General features: G+C 41.5%; 17 protein-coding genes and 1 tRNA gene. 15 read left to right on the top strand and 3 right to left on the bottom strand.

Going from position 1 to position 17,867, the window contains the following annotated elements; all coding sequences use genetic code 11:
- Positions 1–83 precede the first annotated feature (83 nt).
- The 3 genes from P7J58_RS04630 to P7J58_RS04620 are packed head-to-tail and all read right to left on the bottom strand — an operon-like array spanning position 84 to position 2,847.
- Entirely contained in the window at positions 84–236 is a 153-nt protein-coding gene (locus P7J58_RS04630) for a FeoB-associated Cys-rich membrane protein (protein WP_172010497.1), read from the bottom strand.
- Positions 236–2,380, bottom strand: coding sequence for a ferrous iron transport protein B (gene feoB, locus P7J58_RS04625; protein ID WP_408555784.1), 2,145 nt, complete (start codon positions 2,378–2,380; stop codon positions 236–238). The genes P7J58_RS04630 and feoB overlap by 1 nt, the downstream gene beginning before the upstream one ends.
- Positions 2,377–2,847, bottom strand: coding sequence for a ferrous iron transport protein A (locus P7J58_RS04620; protein ID WP_014735592.1), 471 nt, complete (start codon positions 2,845–2,847; stop codon positions 2,377–2,379). Before P7J58_RS04620 ends, feoB begins: the two co-directional genes overlap by 4 nt.
- 316 nt (positions 2,848–3,163) lie before the next feature.
- Here P7J58_RS04620 and P7J58_RS04615 point away from each other — a divergent pair.
- The 15 genes from P7J58_RS04615 (at position 3,164) to P7J58_RS04545 (ending at position 17,719) form a co-directional block, all read left to right on the top strand.
- Positions 3,164–3,236: transfer RNA gene (locus tag P7J58_RS04615), tRNA-Thr, on the top strand.
- Positions 3,237–4,123: 887 nt separating this feature from the next.
- Complete coding sequence (locus tag P7J58_RS04610; RefSeq protein ID WP_024378611.1) at positions 4,124–4,384, top strand: hypothetical protein; 261 nt, start codon at positions 4,124–4,126, stop codon at positions 4,382–4,384.
- A gap of 110 nt (positions 4,385–4,494) precedes the next feature.
- Positions 4,495–6,222 carry an ABC transporter ATP-binding protein gene (locus P7J58_RS04605; protein WP_408555783.1) on the top strand — a complete coding sequence of 576 codons (1,728 nt, stop codon included), beginning with the start codon at positions 4,495–4,497 and terminating at the stop codon, positions 6,220–6,222.
- Entirely contained in the window at positions 6,222–7,961 is a 1,740-nt protein-coding gene (locus P7J58_RS04600) for an ABC transporter ATP-binding protein (protein WP_408555782.1), read from the top strand. Before P7J58_RS04605 ends, P7J58_RS04600 begins: the two co-directional genes overlap by 1 nt.
- Before the next feature lie 53 nt (positions 7,962–8,014).
- A complete protein-coding gene (locus P7J58_RS04595; RefSeq protein WP_408555781.1) occupies positions 8,015–8,710 on the top strand; it encodes an HAD family hydrolase in 696 nt (231 codons plus the stop codon).
- A gap of 165 nt (positions 8,711–8,875) precedes the next feature.
- Positions 8,876–9,433, top strand: coding sequence for a carboxymuconolactone decarboxylase family protein (locus tag P7J58_RS04590; protein ID WP_408555780.1), 558 nt, complete (start codon positions 8,876–8,878; stop codon positions 9,431–9,433).
- A 361-nt stretch (positions 9,434–9,794) separates the two neighbouring features.
- Positions 9,795–10,496: an N-acetylmannosamine-6-phosphate 2-epimerase gene (locus tag P7J58_RS04585; protein WP_398582579.1), complete on the top strand. Its 702-nt coding sequence runs from the start codon at positions 9,795–9,797 to the stop codon at positions 10,494–10,496.
- A 57-nt stretch (positions 10,497–10,553) separates the two neighbouring features.
- The gene (locus tag P7J58_RS04580) at positions 10,554–11,867 is read left to right on the top strand and encodes an ABC transporter substrate-binding protein (RefSeq protein WP_408555779.1); all 1,314 of its coding nucleotides are present in this window, start codon (positions 10,554–10,556) and stop codon (positions 11,865–11,867) included.
- A gap of 155 nt (positions 11,868–12,022) precedes the next feature.
- Positions 12,023–12,910, top strand: a complete 888-nt coding sequence (locus P7J58_RS04575) for a carbohydrate ABC transporter permease (RefSeq protein ID WP_408555778.1) — start codon at positions 12,023–12,025, stop codon at positions 12,908–12,910.
- Positions 12,911–12,923: 13 nt separating this feature from the next.
- Positions 12,924–13,754, top strand: coding sequence for a carbohydrate ABC transporter permease (locus P7J58_RS04570; protein WP_024376836.1), 831 nt, complete (start codon positions 12,924–12,926; stop codon positions 13,752–13,754).
- A gap of 29 nt (positions 13,755–13,783) precedes the next feature.
- Complete coding sequence (locus P7J58_RS04565) at positions 13,784–14,239, top strand: YhcH/YjgK/YiaL family protein (RefSeq protein WP_408555777.1); 456 nt, start codon at positions 13,784–13,786, stop codon at positions 14,237–14,239.
- Between the two features lie 33 nt (positions 14,240–14,272).
- Complete coding sequence (locus tag P7J58_RS04560) at positions 14,273–14,926, top strand: DUF624 domain-containing protein (RefSeq protein WP_408555776.1); 654 nt, start codon at positions 14,273–14,275, stop codon at positions 14,924–14,926.
- 1 nt (position 14,927) lies between these two features.
- The gene (locus P7J58_RS04555) at positions 14,928–15,848 is read left to right on the top strand and encodes a dihydrodipicolinate synthase family protein (RefSeq protein WP_408555775.1); all 921 of its coding nucleotides are present in this window, start codon (positions 14,928–14,930) and stop codon (positions 15,846–15,848) included.
- A 9-nt stretch (positions 15,849–15,857) separates the two neighbouring features.
- On the top strand, positions 15,858–16,748 hold the full coding sequence (locus tag P7J58_RS04550) for an ROK family protein (RefSeq protein WP_408555774.1): 891 nt from the start codon (positions 15,858–15,860) through the stop codon (positions 16,746–16,748).
- An 8-nt stretch (positions 16,749–16,756) separates the two neighbouring features.
- On the top strand, positions 16,757–17,719 hold the full coding sequence (locus P7J58_RS04545; protein WP_408555773.1) for an acetylxylan esterase: 963 nt from the start codon (positions 16,757–16,759) through the stop codon (positions 17,717–17,719).
- Positions 17,720–17,867: the final 148 nt, after the last annotated feature.

The following is a 17,867-nucleotide window of genomic DNA, read 5'->3' as shown; positions in this document are numbered from 1 at the left end:
CCAAATCTGGCCTAATCAACTGTGCGGGGGTGGGAAGACGAACTCTTTTTATCTTGGTCGAGTTCTTTCCCACTCCCTTTTTGTTATGGATGTCTATGGTGAGAAGATTCGTTCATTTCTTGCTTAATAGCACAGTCGCAGGAACAATCTCCGCAGGATCCTTTTTCTTTGATGAGACTGCGAATAGCAAGAGAAAATAAGATGACGATGATGAGAAAGAGGATAAGTGTGGGCATCAATATTCTCCTTTTTCTAATGTTTTTAGCGTGACGATTGGAAGAGTATTGGCTGGTTTTTTCATTAGGCTGTAGATGGCTGTGATAATTAGAAAGATAGCGATAAATGTCCAGACGGTTGGTAATTGTCCGTAGATAAGTACAAGACCAATCTGATAGATAACCAAACTACTTGCATAGGCTAAACCTGTTTGGAAACCGATAGCAATCCATGTCCACTTGGCTTCTCCCATTTCACGGTGAATGGCACCAATAGCCGCAAAACAAGGGGCACAGAGGAGATTAAAGACTAGGAAGGAGTAAGCTGACAATGCTGTATAGTCTTGTTGTAGCAGCCCCCAGAGTTCGGGATTTTCTTCGGTTGTTTCTCCTAATTTATAGAGGATACCAAAGGTGGCAATGACGGTTTCCTTGGCTAAGAGACCTGTAATGGCAGCAACAGTTGCTCGCCAATTTCCGAAACCAAGTGGGGCAAAGAGGAGAGAAAAACTGCGTCCAATGGAGGCTAAGATACTCTCATCTGTTTCTACCATTTGTAAAGACCAATTATAGGAACTGCTGAACCAAATAATGATGTTGGTCACAAATATAATGGTACCAGCTCGTTTGATAAAACTAAGTGCCTTATCGAATGCATATCGGAGAACCGTACTGAGTTTTGGTAAGTGATAAGATGGTAATTCCATGATAAAGGGGCTTGCGACTCCACCAAGTTGCTTGGTCTTTTTTAGTGCCATTCCGGATAGGACGATGGCAGCCATACCGACAAAATAGGCGCTTGGAGCAATCCAAGGATTGTCAGGAAAGAAAGCACCGGCTACCAGCGAAATGATAGGAAGTTTGGCAGAACAGGGCATGAAGGTTGCTGTCATAATGGTGATTTTTCGGTCCTGTTCATTTTCAATAGTCCGGCTTGCCATGACTCCAGGAACGCCACAGCCTGTGGAAATCAACATGGGAATAAAGGATTTGCCTGATAGACCAAAACGCCTAAAAATCCTATCCATGACAAAGGCGACTCGGCTCATATAGCCGATGTCTTCCAAGATTCCCAAGCAGACGAAGAGGACGAAAATTTGTGGTACAAAACCGAGAATGGCTCCACATCCTGCAATAATGCCATCAAGGACCAGAGATTGTAGCCAGCCAGCGATTTCAAATCGATCTAGATTTTCCTGAATAAGACCTGGAACAAGCTCTCCGAAGAGGACATCATTTACCCAGTCAGTCCCCATTGTACCAACCGTTTGAATAGACAGGAAGTAGGTCAGCCACATGACTGCCGCAAAGATAGGGAGGGCAAGAAAACGATTGGTAACAAGTCGGTCTATGTTATCAGACAGGTTAAAAGCCTTATCGCTGTCTTTTGTGACCAGTTCTGTGATTTTCTCGATAAATTGGTAGCGTTGATTGACGATAATGGCTTCCATATCGTCTGCGTAAATTTTTTCCAAAATGGCAATGATTTCGGTCAAATCAAGCATGTCTTGTGCATTTAGTTGCAATTGGTCTAGAATGACTTGGTCTTGTTCGAGTAGCTTAATGGCGTAGAAGCGTTTTTGATGATTTGGGATGGAATCCGATAATAGGTCAATAACTTGGGCGAGACCGGCTTCAAATTGTTTGTCATACTGAGGATAGATTGGCTCGGCTTGTTGATTGGTAATTTTTTCTACTTCATGGAGGAGCTGGGATATACCTAGCTTTTTTAGTGCACTGATAGGCTGTACAGGAACTCCCAGTTGATAGGAGAGTTGGTCGCTGTTTATTGAGCGGCCTTGACTTTTCAGGGCGTCTGTCATATTGAGGGCGATAACAATAGGAAGTCCCATTTCTAATAACTGCAAGGTCAGATAGAGATTCCGCTCCAAGTTTGTTGCATCAAGGACGTTGAGGATAGCAGCTGGTTGGTCCGCTATCAAATAATCTCTGGCAACCCGTTCTTCTGGTGTGTAGGGAGACAGCGAGTAGATACCTGGTAAATCTTGAATTAGTAAATGTTTTTGCTTTTTGATCGTTCCAGATTTTCTTTCAACGGTGACTCCGGGCCAGTTACCAACACGTTGGTTGGTCCCTGTTAGGAGGTTGAAAAGAGTTGTTTTTCCGCTATTTGGATTTCCTGCAAGGGCGATGTGTTTTGTCATTTCCTCACCTCGCTTGTGATTTGAACACCAATCATTTGCGCTTCGGATTTGCGTAGTGTCAGCTCGTATCCTCTCAAGGTAATTTCGATTGGATCGCCCAGGGGAGCGACTTTTTTGAGAAATAGCTGCGTGTTCTTTGTAAGTCCCATATCCATGAGGCGACGACGGAGTGCACCTGTTGCATAGATGTCCATAACCTTAGCTGAGCTACCAATAGGTGCCTCAGATAGATTGATTATTTCCGTAGCTGACTTTTCTATTAAAACCAGAGATTCAATAATTTCTCTGTCTAGGGCTAGACGGCTTGCCTTGACTTGGAAAATTGCATTGGTCTTGGTTTTTGAAATGATGCGAATCTCTTCTCCGACTTTTAAACCCAAGTGCGCTAAGTGTTTACGAATATCATCTTGCGTTAGACAATCTTTGACTAAATAAGATTGTCCAACTTGAAGGTTTTGCAGTTTCATATCGTTTCCTTTGTGATTTTTATAACAATAGTATAGCACAATTCCTTAAAAGTGTCAGATAATTTTTAGGAATAGCTTATTTTCTCTTTTTTTCTTTATTTTTCGGGTAAATTCTCAAAGTAAGTTCTAGTTCCCGTCCTTCCAGAAGTTACACTGAGACAACTGCATAACATCAACAGAATTTAGTCTCAGTCTAATTTCCAGTTTTTAAGACAGACTAGAACTTACTTTGGGAATTTAGCTCTCTTTATTTTTCTCAATATTTCCAAAAAATCCATTGACTTTTTTTAGAGATATGATATACTAGTCAAGTACTGCTGGTTTAGCTCAGTCGGTAGAGCGCATCCATGGTAAGGATGAGGTCGCCGGTTCAATCCCGGCAACTAGCATCGAATACTATCGAAAGGCCTTGTTTAACAAGGTTTCAGATTGAAGAAAAAGTCCATTTTGGACAATTTTCTTCAATCTTTTTTCTTTATGTTGAAAATAAAAAACTCTCAGAAACGCCGAAATATCAATATTTCTAAGAGTTTAATAACTTGCTATCTTCCGCAAACTTCTTCAATTTTTTATATTTTTAGGAGTTTGTCTACGTTCTGAGGCCTTGTTTGACAAGGTTTTTTCTTATTTTTGTCCTAAATTCGCCCTTATTGTCAAAAAAATCCCTTGACATGAATGTTTATTATGGTAGAATAGGGATTAGAAATATGAAAGGAGTAAAACAAATGAACAAGCAACTTGTCATTCAGCAAGCTATTTTTTATCATACACTCCTTTCTAAGCAGGAAAACAAAGTTCATTGATGAACTTTTGTCGTTTTTCGTGGGCTATATTTTGAAACATTGAGACAATCAAGCACTGTGGTCATGGTGTGATAAAAATTGTCGACCATGTTCAAGGCTCGGTCTATTTTTGTGGACTTACGCAAGCCTAGGTGGAGTGAGATGCTTCCCTGGGCTTTTTTGTGCGCTTAGAAAGGTAATACTCTTCGAAAATCAAAATTATCCGTTGTCAACTTGCCTTGATGAACTCCAGTTCTATCTTCGACATCGTTTTCTAGGCTACTTTTGATTTTCATTGAGTATAACGTCTATCAATTGTTGCTTATTGAGTAAAGTGGTAAATGGTAGGTTATAGATTTGTAAAGGAGATACCCGTTGTGCTAGTTAATCAAGCGTAAGCAAGGGAATATTTTAAACTGATACCAAATTCAGTAGGACTGCTTTTAAGCAAAAGAGAATAGATAAGTAATGGTAAATATAGGAAGTAGGTTTGTATGACAGAAGCACAAAACAATTTTTTGACAGAGCTAAAAATAATACAGGAACAAGCTGTAATAATGAATAGTGGACAATCCAATTTATCTGAGAATGAAAAATTATTCAATGTGAGCTATGATACGCTATATTTAGTCATGGAACTTCTAGATGGTTATAGGGGGATAAATATTAGTTTATTAGATAATGATCACCAAGAATTTTTAAACGATAGAATTCAGTTACATGACAAGATTGCCAACTTTTTGCAATCATATTAGTTTAGTATTCTGTCTTATTGAAACAAAATCATTCACTCAAATAACGTGTGGTATCGTTTTTTGTGATTGATTTGGCTAGAATTAACTAGCACAACGGGTAAAGGAGATATATGTTTCGATTAATTTTTGACTATATCAAGCGTCATAAGTGGCTCTATCTATTGGTTGCTGTGACCTTGATTATTTATGACGCCACACTTTTGCTACCAACGCAAATCATTCAGCGGATGGTCGATATACTGACCGAGAATGAATTAACACAGGCCATATTGGTTCAGGAGATAACCTTATTGTTATTGGTAACAGTGCTGAACTATGCAACAGCCTTCATTTGGCATCTGAAATTATTTCAGGCCTCTGTCAATTTCAAGTTTGATATGCAGCAACGTGCCTTTAAAAAATTAGTGACCATGCGGACTCCATTTTATGAAAAATTCCGCTCAGGAGATGTCATGACTCGTTTTTCAACGGATGTGGATGGCCTGATGGAGATGGTGGGTTACGGTCTTATGATAGTCGTCTATGCAGGCGGTATGTTGGCTTTTATCATTCCCACGATGTTCTTTATTGATTGGAAAATTTCGCTAGTAGCTTTACTACCGATGCTGTTCATGACACTATGTATATTTTTTATCGGGAGAAAACAAGATAAGGCGATTGATGCCAATAGAGAAGCTGTAGCCCAGCTCAATAATGAAGTTTTGGAGGTCATCGAAGGCATTCGAGTGACTCGGGCTTATAGTAAAAAAGCAAATCAAAAGGCTCAATTTCAAGCTCGTACCAAGCAATTGGCTCAAGGTGGGGATCGCATCACTTCCTTGCAATCATTGTATAATCCATTAGCCACAGTCTGTTTGGGATTGTCTACTATTTTCGTACTTCTCATGGGGGCACAGGCCGTGAAAGCAGGGCAACTGACCTTGGGACAAGTAATTGCCCTTCAATTGTATGTCGGTTCGCTTTTAGAGCCGTTTTGGACACTAGCAGATTTCATCCTTGTTTATCAGACTGGTAAGACATCTTTCGAAAAACTGCAAGAGCTGATTGAGACGGGGGATGATTTGGAGGCTGATGGTTCTAAGGAAATTGCAGAGCTGTCTAGTATTTCCTTCAAAAATTATAGCTTTAGTTATCCACAGGCGGAAAGAGCCAGCCTACAGGACATCAATTGGACACTGAAAGCAGGGCAAACTGTAGGTATCGTTGGGAAAACTGGTTCGGGAAAAACGACCTTGGTTCGCCAATTCTTACGCCAGTATCCGATTGGTCAGGGAAATTTTTTCATCAATCATCAATCTGTTTTAGACTTTAAACGTTCTAGTATAGAGGAAAAAATTGGCTATGTTCCACAAGAACACATTTTGTTTTCAAGGTCTGTTGGAGAAAATATTTCCCTAGGGAAAGTAGCTAGTAGCTCTGAGGAGATTGAACAAGCCATTGCCACAGCAGCTTTTAGTCAAGATTTAAAACGGATGACTGATGGTCTTGATACCATGATTGGTGAGCGTGGTGTGTCTATTTCTGGCGGTCAGAAACAACGGATTTCCATTGCCCGTGCTTTCCTGCGAGAGCCAGATTTGCTGATTCTAGATGATTCTTTGTCGGCAGTGGATGCTCGGACAGAACGCCAGATTATCCAAAATATTCAAAAAGAACGTGCAGGAAAAACCAATGTCATCGTGACCCATCGTCTATCTGCTGTCAACCATGCAGATTGGGTACTAGTCTTGGATGAGGGGCGTATCGTTGAGGAAGGGCGTCCAGCTGATTTGCTTGCCCAAAGAGGTTGGTACTATGAACAATACCAACGACAACAAAGCCAGGAAGGAGGAGAGTAATGACTATTTTAGGTTTTTTATTAAAACAAATCGGTCGTGTTAAGTGGCTATTTATAGTAGCTGTCGGCTTCTATCTATTGGCTTCGACCATGGTTCGATTGGCTCCTCTGCTGATTCAGCAGGCGATTGATGGACCGATTACAGATTTAAGCAAGGGGTTGCCCTTTGATGAAGCTGTTTTTTTAAACCAGTCAGCTCAATACATGGGAATGATTATTCTGGGAGCTATTGGCTTCTACCTATCTATGCGTTTACTCATGCATTGCGCCAATCGTATTGCTGAAAATCTGCGTAATCAAGCCTACGATGTTATGCAACGGTTGCCTATTTCTTATTTTGATGATAAGCCTGCTGGAAAAATTGCAACTAGAATTGTCAATGATACAGAAACCCTGCGGACACAATTTTATGGGACCTTAGTTAATGCCTTTAACAATATTGTTCGTTTGCTCTTTACATACGGTGTCCTATTTTACATGAATAGTAGTCTCGGTTGGCTGATGTTACTCTTAATACCACTCTATATCGGCATTCAATTTGCTTACAAGAAAATGACAGACAAGCCAATGAAGGATTTTTATGATGCAAGGAGTGACGTCAATACGCAGGTGAATGAGACCATGAATGGTGCAAGTTTGATTCAACTTTTTGGACAAGAAGAGCGCATCATGAGAGAATTTGAAGTGACTGCTGACAAGATGCGTCGGGCAGATAATAAGATTATCTGGGCCCAGTCTCTTGCCACGTGGAATCTGAGTGGTTTTCTGCAAAATTTGGTCATTGCTGCGATTTTAACGGTAGTCGGCTATCAATTTCTTGCGGGACAGGATGGAGTTACAGCTGGGAAACTCTTTGTTTATGTCAACTATATCGAAGGAGTCTTCATTGCTTTGGGAGCGCTGGTTCAACAGTTCCCAAATATGCTTCGCTCTTTTGAAACAGGTAAGCGTCTAATGGCCCTTCTAGAAGAAGAGGTGGAGGACGACTGTGATCGTATTTTGGAAGTTGAACAAGGGCAAGTCGTGTTTGAACACGTGAACTTTAGCTATGAAGAAAACAGACCAGTTTTGAAAGATATTACCATTCGGGCAGAAAAAGGAGAAACAGTTGCTCTGGTTGGGCATACCGGGTCTGGTAAGTCTTCTATTATGAACCTCCTCTATCGTTTCTATGATCCACAGGAGGGACGTGTACTGATTGATGGGAAAAACATCCGTGATTATTCCCGTGAAAGCCTGCGCAGTCACATGGGGATTGTTTTGCAAGATCCCTATCTCTTTACAGGGACGATTGCCAGCAATGTTTCCATGAATGAAGAGGAAGCAGATAGAACCAGAATCATGCAGGCGCTAGAAAAAGTTGGTGCAGGGCCTATGCTATCTCGCTTAGAGAAAGGGATTGATGAACCAGTTGTTGAGAAGGGGGCGGCCTTTTCAAGTGGGGAACGTCAGTTGATTGCCTTTGCGCGGACACTCTACTCTGATCCTAAAATTCTGATATTGGATGAAGCAACTTCTCATATTGATACGGAGACGGAAGAAATTATTCAACATGCTATGGAAGTGGTGAAAGAAGGTCGGACAACCTTTATTATTGCTCACCGACTTTCTACCATTCAAAATGCAGACCAGATTCTTGTCTTAGATCAAGGTCGAATTATTGAACATGGGAAACATGAAGAATTGGTTGCACGTGGTGGAGTATATGCTCAAATGCATGAGATTCAAGCAAAGGTGTAATAAGCAGTTAAAAATTCCAAGCTTTGGCTGGAATTTTTTGCTATAATTGACTCATGAAAGCCTTAATTTTTGATGTAGATGATACGCTTTATGACCAGATTCAACCGTTTGAACGTGCTTTGGAAAGACATATTGAAGTAGCAAGGGAGCAAATTGAACCACTCTACCTTTCCTTTCGCAGATATGCGGATGAAGTATTTGAAGCGACAGCAACTGGAAAGATGAGTCTGAAAGACAGTCATATTTATCGGATGAAACATGCTTTGGCAGATTTTGGGTATCGGGTGTCTGATGCAACAGCCTTAGCTATTCAAATAGATTATGATTATTTTCAAGGGCAGATAGAGCTCAGTCCAGTGTTTCCAGAAATATTTTCGTGGTGTCAGGCGCAAGGAATTGCAATGGGGATTATTACGAATGGACCTTATAGACATCAGTTGAGAAAGATACGCACGATGGGGTTAGTTAATTGGTTTGAGCTAGAACATGTCCTTATTTCTGGACAAGTTGGTATTACAAAGCCAAATCCTGCTATTTTTCAACTAATGGAAGAACGTTTGGGGATGTCAGGCGAAGATATTTGTTATCTAGGGGATTCGTTTGAAAATGATGTGGTAGGAGCGAAAGCTGCGAATTGGAAGGTAATTTGGTTTAATCATAGAAAGAGAGTAGAGCCAGTAGCTCCGTATCAGGCAGATAAAGTGGTGACAGATTGGGACGAACTGGTCGAAGTTATCCAGTCTTTCTAGTGGTTTCTGCAAGGGATTATCAATTTTTTATAGGTGTGATAGGCAAAATATATTAGCAGGATACCTGTCTTTATGATAGTATAAAATGTAAGCATAGAAGTATAGGTTTGAATCCAAGCAGATTTTTATTCCTACTCTATGAAATTTTTTAAAATGGAGTTACCTATGACACAAGTTTTCTTTCCTATCCATATTCTAGAGACTGTTAGTCCAGAATTACGAGAAAACCTTGCGACTGTCAAGAAAAATAATGGCGGCTATATTCCAAACTTGATTGGACTTTTAGCCAACTCTCCATCAGCCTTGGAAACTTATCAAACTGTTGGAGACATAAACCGTCGCAACAGTTTAACAGCAACTGAACGCGAAGTGGTACAGATTACAGCAGCAGTTGCTAATGGGTGCGGTTTCTGTGTAGCTGGGCATACGGCTATTTCAATCAAGCAGATTAAAATGCCAGACGAAATTTTACAGGCCCTTCGTCAGGGAACACCAATCGAGGCTGATGCGAAATTGGATACATTAGCTCGATTTACTCTGGCAGTCATCCAAGAAAAAGGTAAAGTAGGCGACCAGTTGCTAGAAGAATTTTTCCAAGCAGGCTATACAGCAGAAAATGCATTGGATGTTGTACTGGGAGTTAGTCTTGCAACCCTTTGTAACTATGCAAACAATTTGATTAACACACCAATCAATCCCGAATTGCAACCCTATGCACTTTAGAGCCGATATTCACAGTTCAAAACTTCTTACCATATGAAACTAGATCAGTTAGAGTGATGCTCTGGCTGATTTTTTTGTATGGTAATACTCTTCGAAAATCAAAATTATCCGTTGTCAACTTGCCTAGATGAACTTGAGTTCTATCGTCGGCTTCGTTTCCTAGGCTGCTTTTGATTTTCATTGAGTATAAAACTAGTTTTAAGAATAGGAAATATTTTAGAAACTAGTTTCAAAATTGTTGGTTTTTGTAAAAAGTAAGAAAGTAGATTTTATGTATAAAAAACTATTGAAAAAAAATAAATATATTATATAATGACATTGTAAGCGCTATCTCGGATCCGATAATAGAAAGGAGAATGGAATGGCTACCATTAGCAAGGCAGTCCTAAAGGAACAAATAAAAGATGGCTTGATCATTTCTTGCCAGGCTTTACCAGGTGAACCTCTCTATCGGGAGGAAGGGGGCATAATGCCCTTACTGGTTAAAGCAGCAGAAGAGGCAGGAGCAGTTGGAATTCGAGCAAATAGTGTTCGAGATATAAAAGAAATCAAGGAAGTAACCGATTTACCAATTATTGGAATTATCAAAAGAGATTATCCTCCACAGGAACCTTTTATAACTGCGACAATGAGGGAAGTTGATGAACTGGCAGCCTTAGATATTGAAGTGATTGCCTTGGATTGTACCAATCGAGAACGGTATGATGGGCTCACAATCGTAGACTTCATCAAACAAATAAAGGAAAAATATCCAAACCAACTCTTTATGGCAGACATTTCAACCTATGAAGAGGGGATAACGGCCTATGAGGCTGGAATTGATTTCGTTGGGACAACCCTTTCTGGCTACACTTCATATAGCCGACAGGAAGATGGTCCAGATATTGAATTGGTTGATCGACTCTGTCGAGCAGGTATTGATGTCATCGCTGAAGGAAAAATTCATTATCCGGATCAAGTCAAAACCATCCATGATCTAGGTGTTGCAGGTATCGTTGTTGGCGGGGCTATTACCCGACCAAAAGAAATAGCAGAGCGGTTTATCCGAGTGTTGAAACAATAAATAAGTAGTCTAAGCACCCATTGGGGTAAGCAAAATAATAAAAAAAGGAGAAGAATGATGAAGAAAATCATACATTCGTTGTTAGCTGGTGTGGCAGTTTTGTCACTTGCAGCATGTAGTGGTGGTAGCAGTAATACAACTGCTGAGAAGACAGCTGATTCTAGTGCTTCTGGCAAGACAGAAATCACTTGGTGGGCCTTCCCAGTCTTCACTCAAGAAAATACAGAAGATGGTGTTGGTACTTATGAGCAAAAAATTATTGCTGCTTTTGAGGAAGCAAACCCAGACATCACTGTCAAACTCGAAACCATCGACTTTACATCTGGGCCAGAAAAAATCACAACTGCTATCGAAGCAGGTACTGCTCCAGACGTTCTCTTTGATGCGCCAGGTCGTATCATTACCTACGGAAAAAATGGTAAATTGGCTGACTTGAACGACCTCTTTACAGATGAGTTTGTCAAAGATGTCAACAATGACAACATTATCCAAGCATCTAAGGCTGGTGATACTGCTTATATGTACCCACTCAGCTCTGCACCATTCTACATGGCCTTTAACAAAGCGATGTTGAAAGACGCAGGTGTGCTTGAACTTGTCAAAGACGGCTGGACTACTGACGACTTTGAAAAAGTGATCAAAGCCTTGAAAGACAAGGGCTACAACCCAGGTTCCCTCTTCTCTAACGGTCAAGGTGGCGACCAAGGTACTCGTGCCTTCTTGGCAAACCTCTATAGCGGAAGCATCACCGATGAAGGTGTAACCAAATATACAACTGATTCAGAGCAAATGATCAAAGCCTTGGATAAGGCAGCTGGCTGGATTAAAGACGGTTACATGATGAATGGTTCACAATATGCAGGTGGCGATGACATCCAAAACTTTGCAAACGGTCAAACATCTTATACTATCCTTTGGGGTCCTGCTCAAAACGGTATCCAAGGACAGTTGCTAGAAGCTTCTAAAGTAGAAGTACTTGAAGTACCATTCCCATCTGAAGATGGTAAAGCAGCTCTTGAGTACCTTGTAAACGGTTTTGCAGTCTTCAATAATGGCGACGAAGCACGCGTAGCAGCAGCTAAGAAATTCATCCAGTTCATCGCAGATGATAAAGAATGGGGGCCTAAGAACGTTGTTCGTACAGGAGCATTCCCAGTTCGTACATCATTTGGTGCCCTTTATGATGATGAACGTATGGCTATGATTGATAAGTGGACTCAATACTACTCTCCATACTACAACACCATTGACGGTTTTGCTGAAATGAGAACTCTTTGGTTCCCAATGCTTCAAGCTGTATCAAATGGCGAAAAAGAAGCAGAACCAGCTTTGAAAGAATTCACTGAGCAAGCAAACGCAACGATTAAATAAATGAATTGAATGAGGCTCCTTTTCTCTGTCAGTTTCCTACAAAGATAAAGAAAGGGAGCCATTCCTTTCATGCTTTATGAAAATCAACAACTATTTTTCAGTAGGTATTTTGATTTTCATTGAGAATGATTCCGAATAGAATTGAGGTGTTCTCGGTGCAGATAAATAAGATTAGAATGCGGGAGACCATTGTATCCTATACATTCTTAGCTCCTATTCTCATTTTCTTCACTATTTTTGTACTAGCTCCAATGATTATGGGATTTGTCACCAGTTTCTTCAACTACACTATGACAGATTTTAGCTTTGTTGGGCTGGATAACTATGTACGGATGTTTAATGATCCGATTTTTATCAAATCTTTGATTAACACGTTGATTATCGTGGTTGGGTCAGTGCCAGTCGTTGTCTTCTTTTCAGTCTTTGTGGCTTCACAGACCTATGAAAAGAATGTCATCGCTCGTTCTTTCTACCGTGCGGTCTTCTTCCTACCTGTTGTAACGGGTTCGGTTGCTGTTACGGTTGTTTGGAAATGGATTTATGATCCGCTATCAGGTATTTTGAACTTTGTTCTGAAATCTGGTGGAATTATCGAGCAAAACATCAGCTGGTTGGGGGATAAGCAATGGGCCTTGTTAGCCATTATCATTATCCTTTTGACAACTTCAGTTGGTCAGCCCATCATTCTTTACATTGCAGCTTTGGGGAATATTGATAATTCCTTGGTAGAAGCAGCGCGTGTGGATGGTGCCAACGAACATCAGGTTTTCTGGCAAATCAAATGGCCAAGCCTCTTGCCAACAACTCTATATATTGCAGTTATTACAACCATTAACTCTTTCCAATGTTTTGCCCTTATTCAGCTCTTGACTTCAGGTGGACCAAACTATTCGACTTCGACCCTCATGTACTACTTGTACGAAAAGGCCTTTAAGTTGTCTGAGTATGGCTATGCAAATACCATGGGTGTTTTCTTGGCAGTCATGATTGCCTTGATTTCCTTTGCCCAATTCAAGATTTTGGGTAATGATGTGGAATACTAGAAAGGAGGAGACCATGAAAAAGAAAACCATTACGCCGTTTGGTGTTATTTCAACTATTATTTTGCTTTTGTTGACTATCCTTTTCATCTTTCCTTTCTATTGGATTATGACAGGGGCCTTTAAGTCACAACCGCATACCATTGTCATTCCACCACAGTGGTGGCCAACCCAGCCAACACTGGAAAACTTTACCAAGTTGACGGTTCAAAACCCTGCCTTGCAATGGTTATGGAACTCCGTCTTCATTTCCTTGGCAACCATGATTTTGGTGTGTTCAACGTCCTCACTAGCAGGCTATGTTTTGGCTAAGAAACGCTTTTATGGTCAGCGGATTTTGTTCTCTATCTTCATTGCGGCTATGGCCCTTCCGAAACAGGTTGTTCTTGTGCCTCTCGTTCGGATTATCAACTTCATGGGCATTCACGATACGCTAGCTGCGGTTATTCTGCCACTTGTTGGTTGGCCATTCGGTGTTTTCTTGATGAAACAATTCTCAGAAAATATCCCAACGGAGCTCTTGGAATCTGCTAAGATTGACGGTTGTGGCGAGCTATCAACCTTCTGGAATGTTGCCTTTCCAATTGTCAAACCTGGCTTTGCTGCCTTGGCTATTTTTACCTTCATCAACTCATGGAACGACTACTTCATGCAATTGGTTATGCTGACTTCACGTCAGAATTTGACCATTTCGCTGGGTGTTGCGACCATGCAGGCTGAGATGGCAACCAACTATGGTGTCATCATGGCAGGTGCCGCTATGGCTGCTGTCCCAATCGTTACCGTCTTCCTTGTCTTCCAAAAATCCTTTACACAGGGTATTACAATGGGAGCAGTTAAGGGATAAGTTATCTAGTTTTTCATGGAGAAAGTTGCATGATTTACGATCATATTGAACATGTTAGGCACTATAAGGACCTGCATCCTAACTTGGATCTTGCCTTGGCTGTTCTGGAAAAGGGAGATTTTCGAGAGCAAGAGCTAGGCAAGTATGAAGTTGCAGGTCAGAATGTCTATTATTTCCTCCAAGAAAATACCCTCTCTGAGGAGTTTAAGGAGGAATTTGAATACCACCGTTCTTATGCGGATATTCATTTTGTCATCAGTGGTCAGGAACAAATTTCCTATGGTTGCCGTCTGGTTGGAGAGGATACTGGATTTGACCAGGCAGGTGATATCGGTTTTGTTCCCAGTGAAAAATGGGTGGATTGTCTACTAGATGGGAATTACTTTGCTATTTTTCTACCCGGGGAAGTTCATCAGCCAAACCAATGGGCAGGTGGTGCCAAGACTGTCCACAAGTGTGTATTTAAAGTCTTAATTGATGATTAAGTCCTTTATAAAATAGAAAGGGGGAAGATGAGGATGAAAGGAAAAGGTGGTAGAACACTGGTTCAGTCCCTGTTTGATGTCCATCATCCAGCTTGGCAACTGGTAGAGAAGATCTTCGATTTAATGCTCTTAAATGGCTTAACTGTTTTGGCAAGTCTTCCTCTTTTTACCCTGGGAATTGCCAAACTTGCCCTTCAGGCTAGTTTATGGGACATGCATGAAGAGGGGAAAATCAAGGTCTGGTCGACCTACTGGGGGCATTTTCGTCGCCAGTGGAAACAGGGTCTAGTCTTGTCACTGGTAGAAATTGGGCTAACAACCTTTTGCCTTTTGGACCTCTATCTAATCTGGGGGCAGGCTGGACTAGTTTTTGATGGTTTCCGTGCAAGCTGCATTGCTATCTTGCTCTTTAGCCAGTTGCTCTGGGTCTATGTCTACCCACTAGCCAGTCGTTTTCAGCTCCGCTTGAAAGACTTGTTTTTGCAAGGGATTTTCTACCTTGGGACTATGTTGTCTCTGACTTTTATGGTCAGCCTGGTCTTGCTCCTCTTGGTTGCGATCCTCTTCTATTCAGACCTCACTCTCTTGATTGGTCTGGTGAGTTTCCTGTTTTTTGCCTATGCTGGCCTATCCTTTCTATTTATTAGAGAATTTGGGTCACGATTACAATCGTTAAAAAGGAATTAGAATGAAAGATTTATCGAAATATCATGGTATTATCCCAGCCTTTTATGCCTGTTATGATGAGGCTGGGGATATTAGTTCAGAGCGTGTAAAAGCTCTGGTTCAGTATTTCATTGACAAGGGTGTTCAAGGGCTTTATGTCAATGGTTCGTCTGGTGAATGCATTTACCAGAGTGTGGCAGACCGCAAGCAAATTCTTGAAGCGGTTATGGAGGTTGCCAAGGGCAAATTGACCATCATTAACCATGTGGCCTGCAACAATTTGAAAGACAGTGTGGAACTGGCACGCCATTCAGAGGAATTGGGTGTCGATGCTATTGCAGCTATTCCACCGATTTATTTCCGTTTGCCTGAGTACAGCATCGCAGCTTATTGGAACGGCATTAGTGCAGCTGCACCAAATACAGATTTCATCATCTACAACATTCCGCAACTGGCAGGTGTGGCTTTGACGCCTAGTCTGTACAAGGAAATGTTGAAAAATCCACGAGTGGTAGGGGTGAAGAATTCTTCTATGCCAGTTCAGGATATTGATACCTTTGTTAGTCTAGGCGGTGAAGATTATGTGGTCTTCAATGGTCCAGATGAGCAATTTCTCGGCGGTCGCCTCATGGGGGCGAAGGGAGGAATTGGTGGTACCTATGGTGCTATGCCAGAACTCTTTCTACGACTTAATCAGTTGATCGCTGACAAGGACTTGGAAACAGCCCGTCAATTACAGGCAACCATCAATACCATCATTGGTAAATTGGTGTCTGGTCATGGTCATATGTATGCTGTCATCAAGGAAGTTATCCGTATCAATGATGGCTTGGACATTGGCTCTGTTCGGGAACCTCTAACGGCCTTAACAGAAGCGGACCTTTCCATCGCTCAAGAAGCAGCCCAGTTAATTCGCGATGCCAAGGAAAGATTTGGTGCCTAGGAGGTGGCTATGAAAACCTATCTTGCTATTGATATCGGCGGAACCCAGATTAAATATGGCCGCCTAGATGCAGCAGGTCAGATTCTAGAAAGTTACAAGATGGATACGGAAGCCCACAAGGGCGGTCCCCATATCCTTGCGACAGTCAAAAAACTTGTAGCAGACTTTCATGCCCAATCCCCACTTTCAGGTGTAGCCATTTCCTCAGCAGGGATGGTCGATCCTGATAAGGGAGAGATTTTCTATTCGGGACCGCAGATTCCAAATTATGCTGGAACCCAATTCAAGTCTGAAATTGAAACAAGTTTCGGACTTCCTTGTGAGATTGAAAATGATGTTAACTGTGCAGGGTTGGCAGAAGGGATTTCAGGCGCTGGTCAAGGTAGTCGGATTTCCGTTTGCTTGACCATTGGAACGGGCATTGGAGGCTGCTTGCTGGTGGACGGTCAAATCTTCCACGGCTTTAGTAATTCGGCTTGTGAGGTGGGCTATCTCCATCTTTCTGATGGTGCTTTCCAAGACCTGGCTTCAACGACGGCTCTTGTCCAAGAAGTGGCTCGCCTGCATGGTCAGGATCCAGCAGACTGGAACGGCTATAAGATTTTCCAAGAAGCCAAGGCTGGAGATGCCCACTGTATTGCGGCTATTGATCGCATGGTCAACTATCTCGGCCAAGGCATTGCCAACATCTGCTATGTAGCCAATCCAGAAGTGGTTATTCTTGGTGGTGGTATTATGGCGCAAAAGGATTATCTCTTTGAGAAAATCCAGGCAGCCCTTAAAGAAAACTTGGTTTCTAGCCTAGCAGACAAGACCAGACTTGCCTTCGCAGAGCATGAGAATGCAGCGGGAATGTTAGGTGCTTTTTATCATTTCCAGCAGAAGCAAGGTCTGGGTTAGGAGGAACTATGATTGATACAATGTCTCTGCAGGAAATGGAGTCTTATCTTGGCAGACAGGAAGTCCCAACAGATTTTGAACAGTTTTGGCAAGGTCATCTTGCCAGTTTGCCAGACTTACCAGATTTTGAATTAGTGGAGAAAGAGGTCGGCCTAGAAGGGGTTGCTTGTTCCGAGTTGACCTTTATCGGTCAAGGAGGCTCAAAGATTTTTTCTAAAGTCATTTTTCCAAAAAAAGAAGAAAAAATACCAGTCCTCTTTTATTTCCATGGTTACCAAGGTCAAGGTCCAGACTGGTCAGAATTACTGAAATACACAGCCGTCGGAATTGGCGTTGTAGCAATGGATGTCAGAGGGCAGGCAGGTCGCTCTCAAGATTTGGGTTGCTTTGAGGGAATAACCGTCAAGGGTCAGGTGATTAGAGGGATGGTCCAAGGTCCAAATCATCTTTTTTATAAGGATATTTACCTGGATGTTTACCAGTTAATTCGTCTTGTGTCAGGATTTGAAGAGGTTGATGCCAATCGCTTGATGAGTTACGGAGCTTCTCAGGGAGGAGCCCTAGCCTTGATTGCAGCAGCCCTCTATCCAAATTTGTCTAAGACTGTCTCTATTTATCCCTTCCTATCCGATTTTAAGCGGGTATTGGAATTGGGCAACAATAGTGAGGCCTACGATGAACTCTTCCGTTATTTCAAATATTCAGACCCATTTCATGAGACTGAGTCAAAAATGTTGGATACACTATCCTATATCGACATTAAAAATTTTGCTAGCATGATAAAATGTCCTGTTGCCATGGTGACTGGTTTGGAAGACAGTGTTTGTCCACCCTCTACTCAATTTGCGGTTTACAATCGTTTGCAGGTAGAGAAGCAAATGAAAATCTTACCAGATTATGGACATGACGCCATGCATGTAAAGGTCAATGACTATGTCTATGATTATTTAATTGGGACAAGTTTTTTGTAATCCCAATTTGTAACATTAAGCTAGATAGAAAAGCTATCTATGTTAGTCTTAGATAAACGACTACATTTGTCTAAAAGAAACTAACATAAATGACCTATATCCGTGAACCACAAATGAACTTGTGATGATAGTGACATACTACTAATAA

Origin of the sequence: Streptococcus suis (assembly GCF_046032535.1) — a bacterium.
In the GTDB taxonomy this organism is placed as follows: domain Bacteria; phylum Bacillota; class Bacilli; order Lactobacillales; family Streptococcaceae; genus Streptococcus; species Streptococcus suis_AK.
This window is presented reverse-complemented; position numbering and strand designations above follow the sequence as displayed.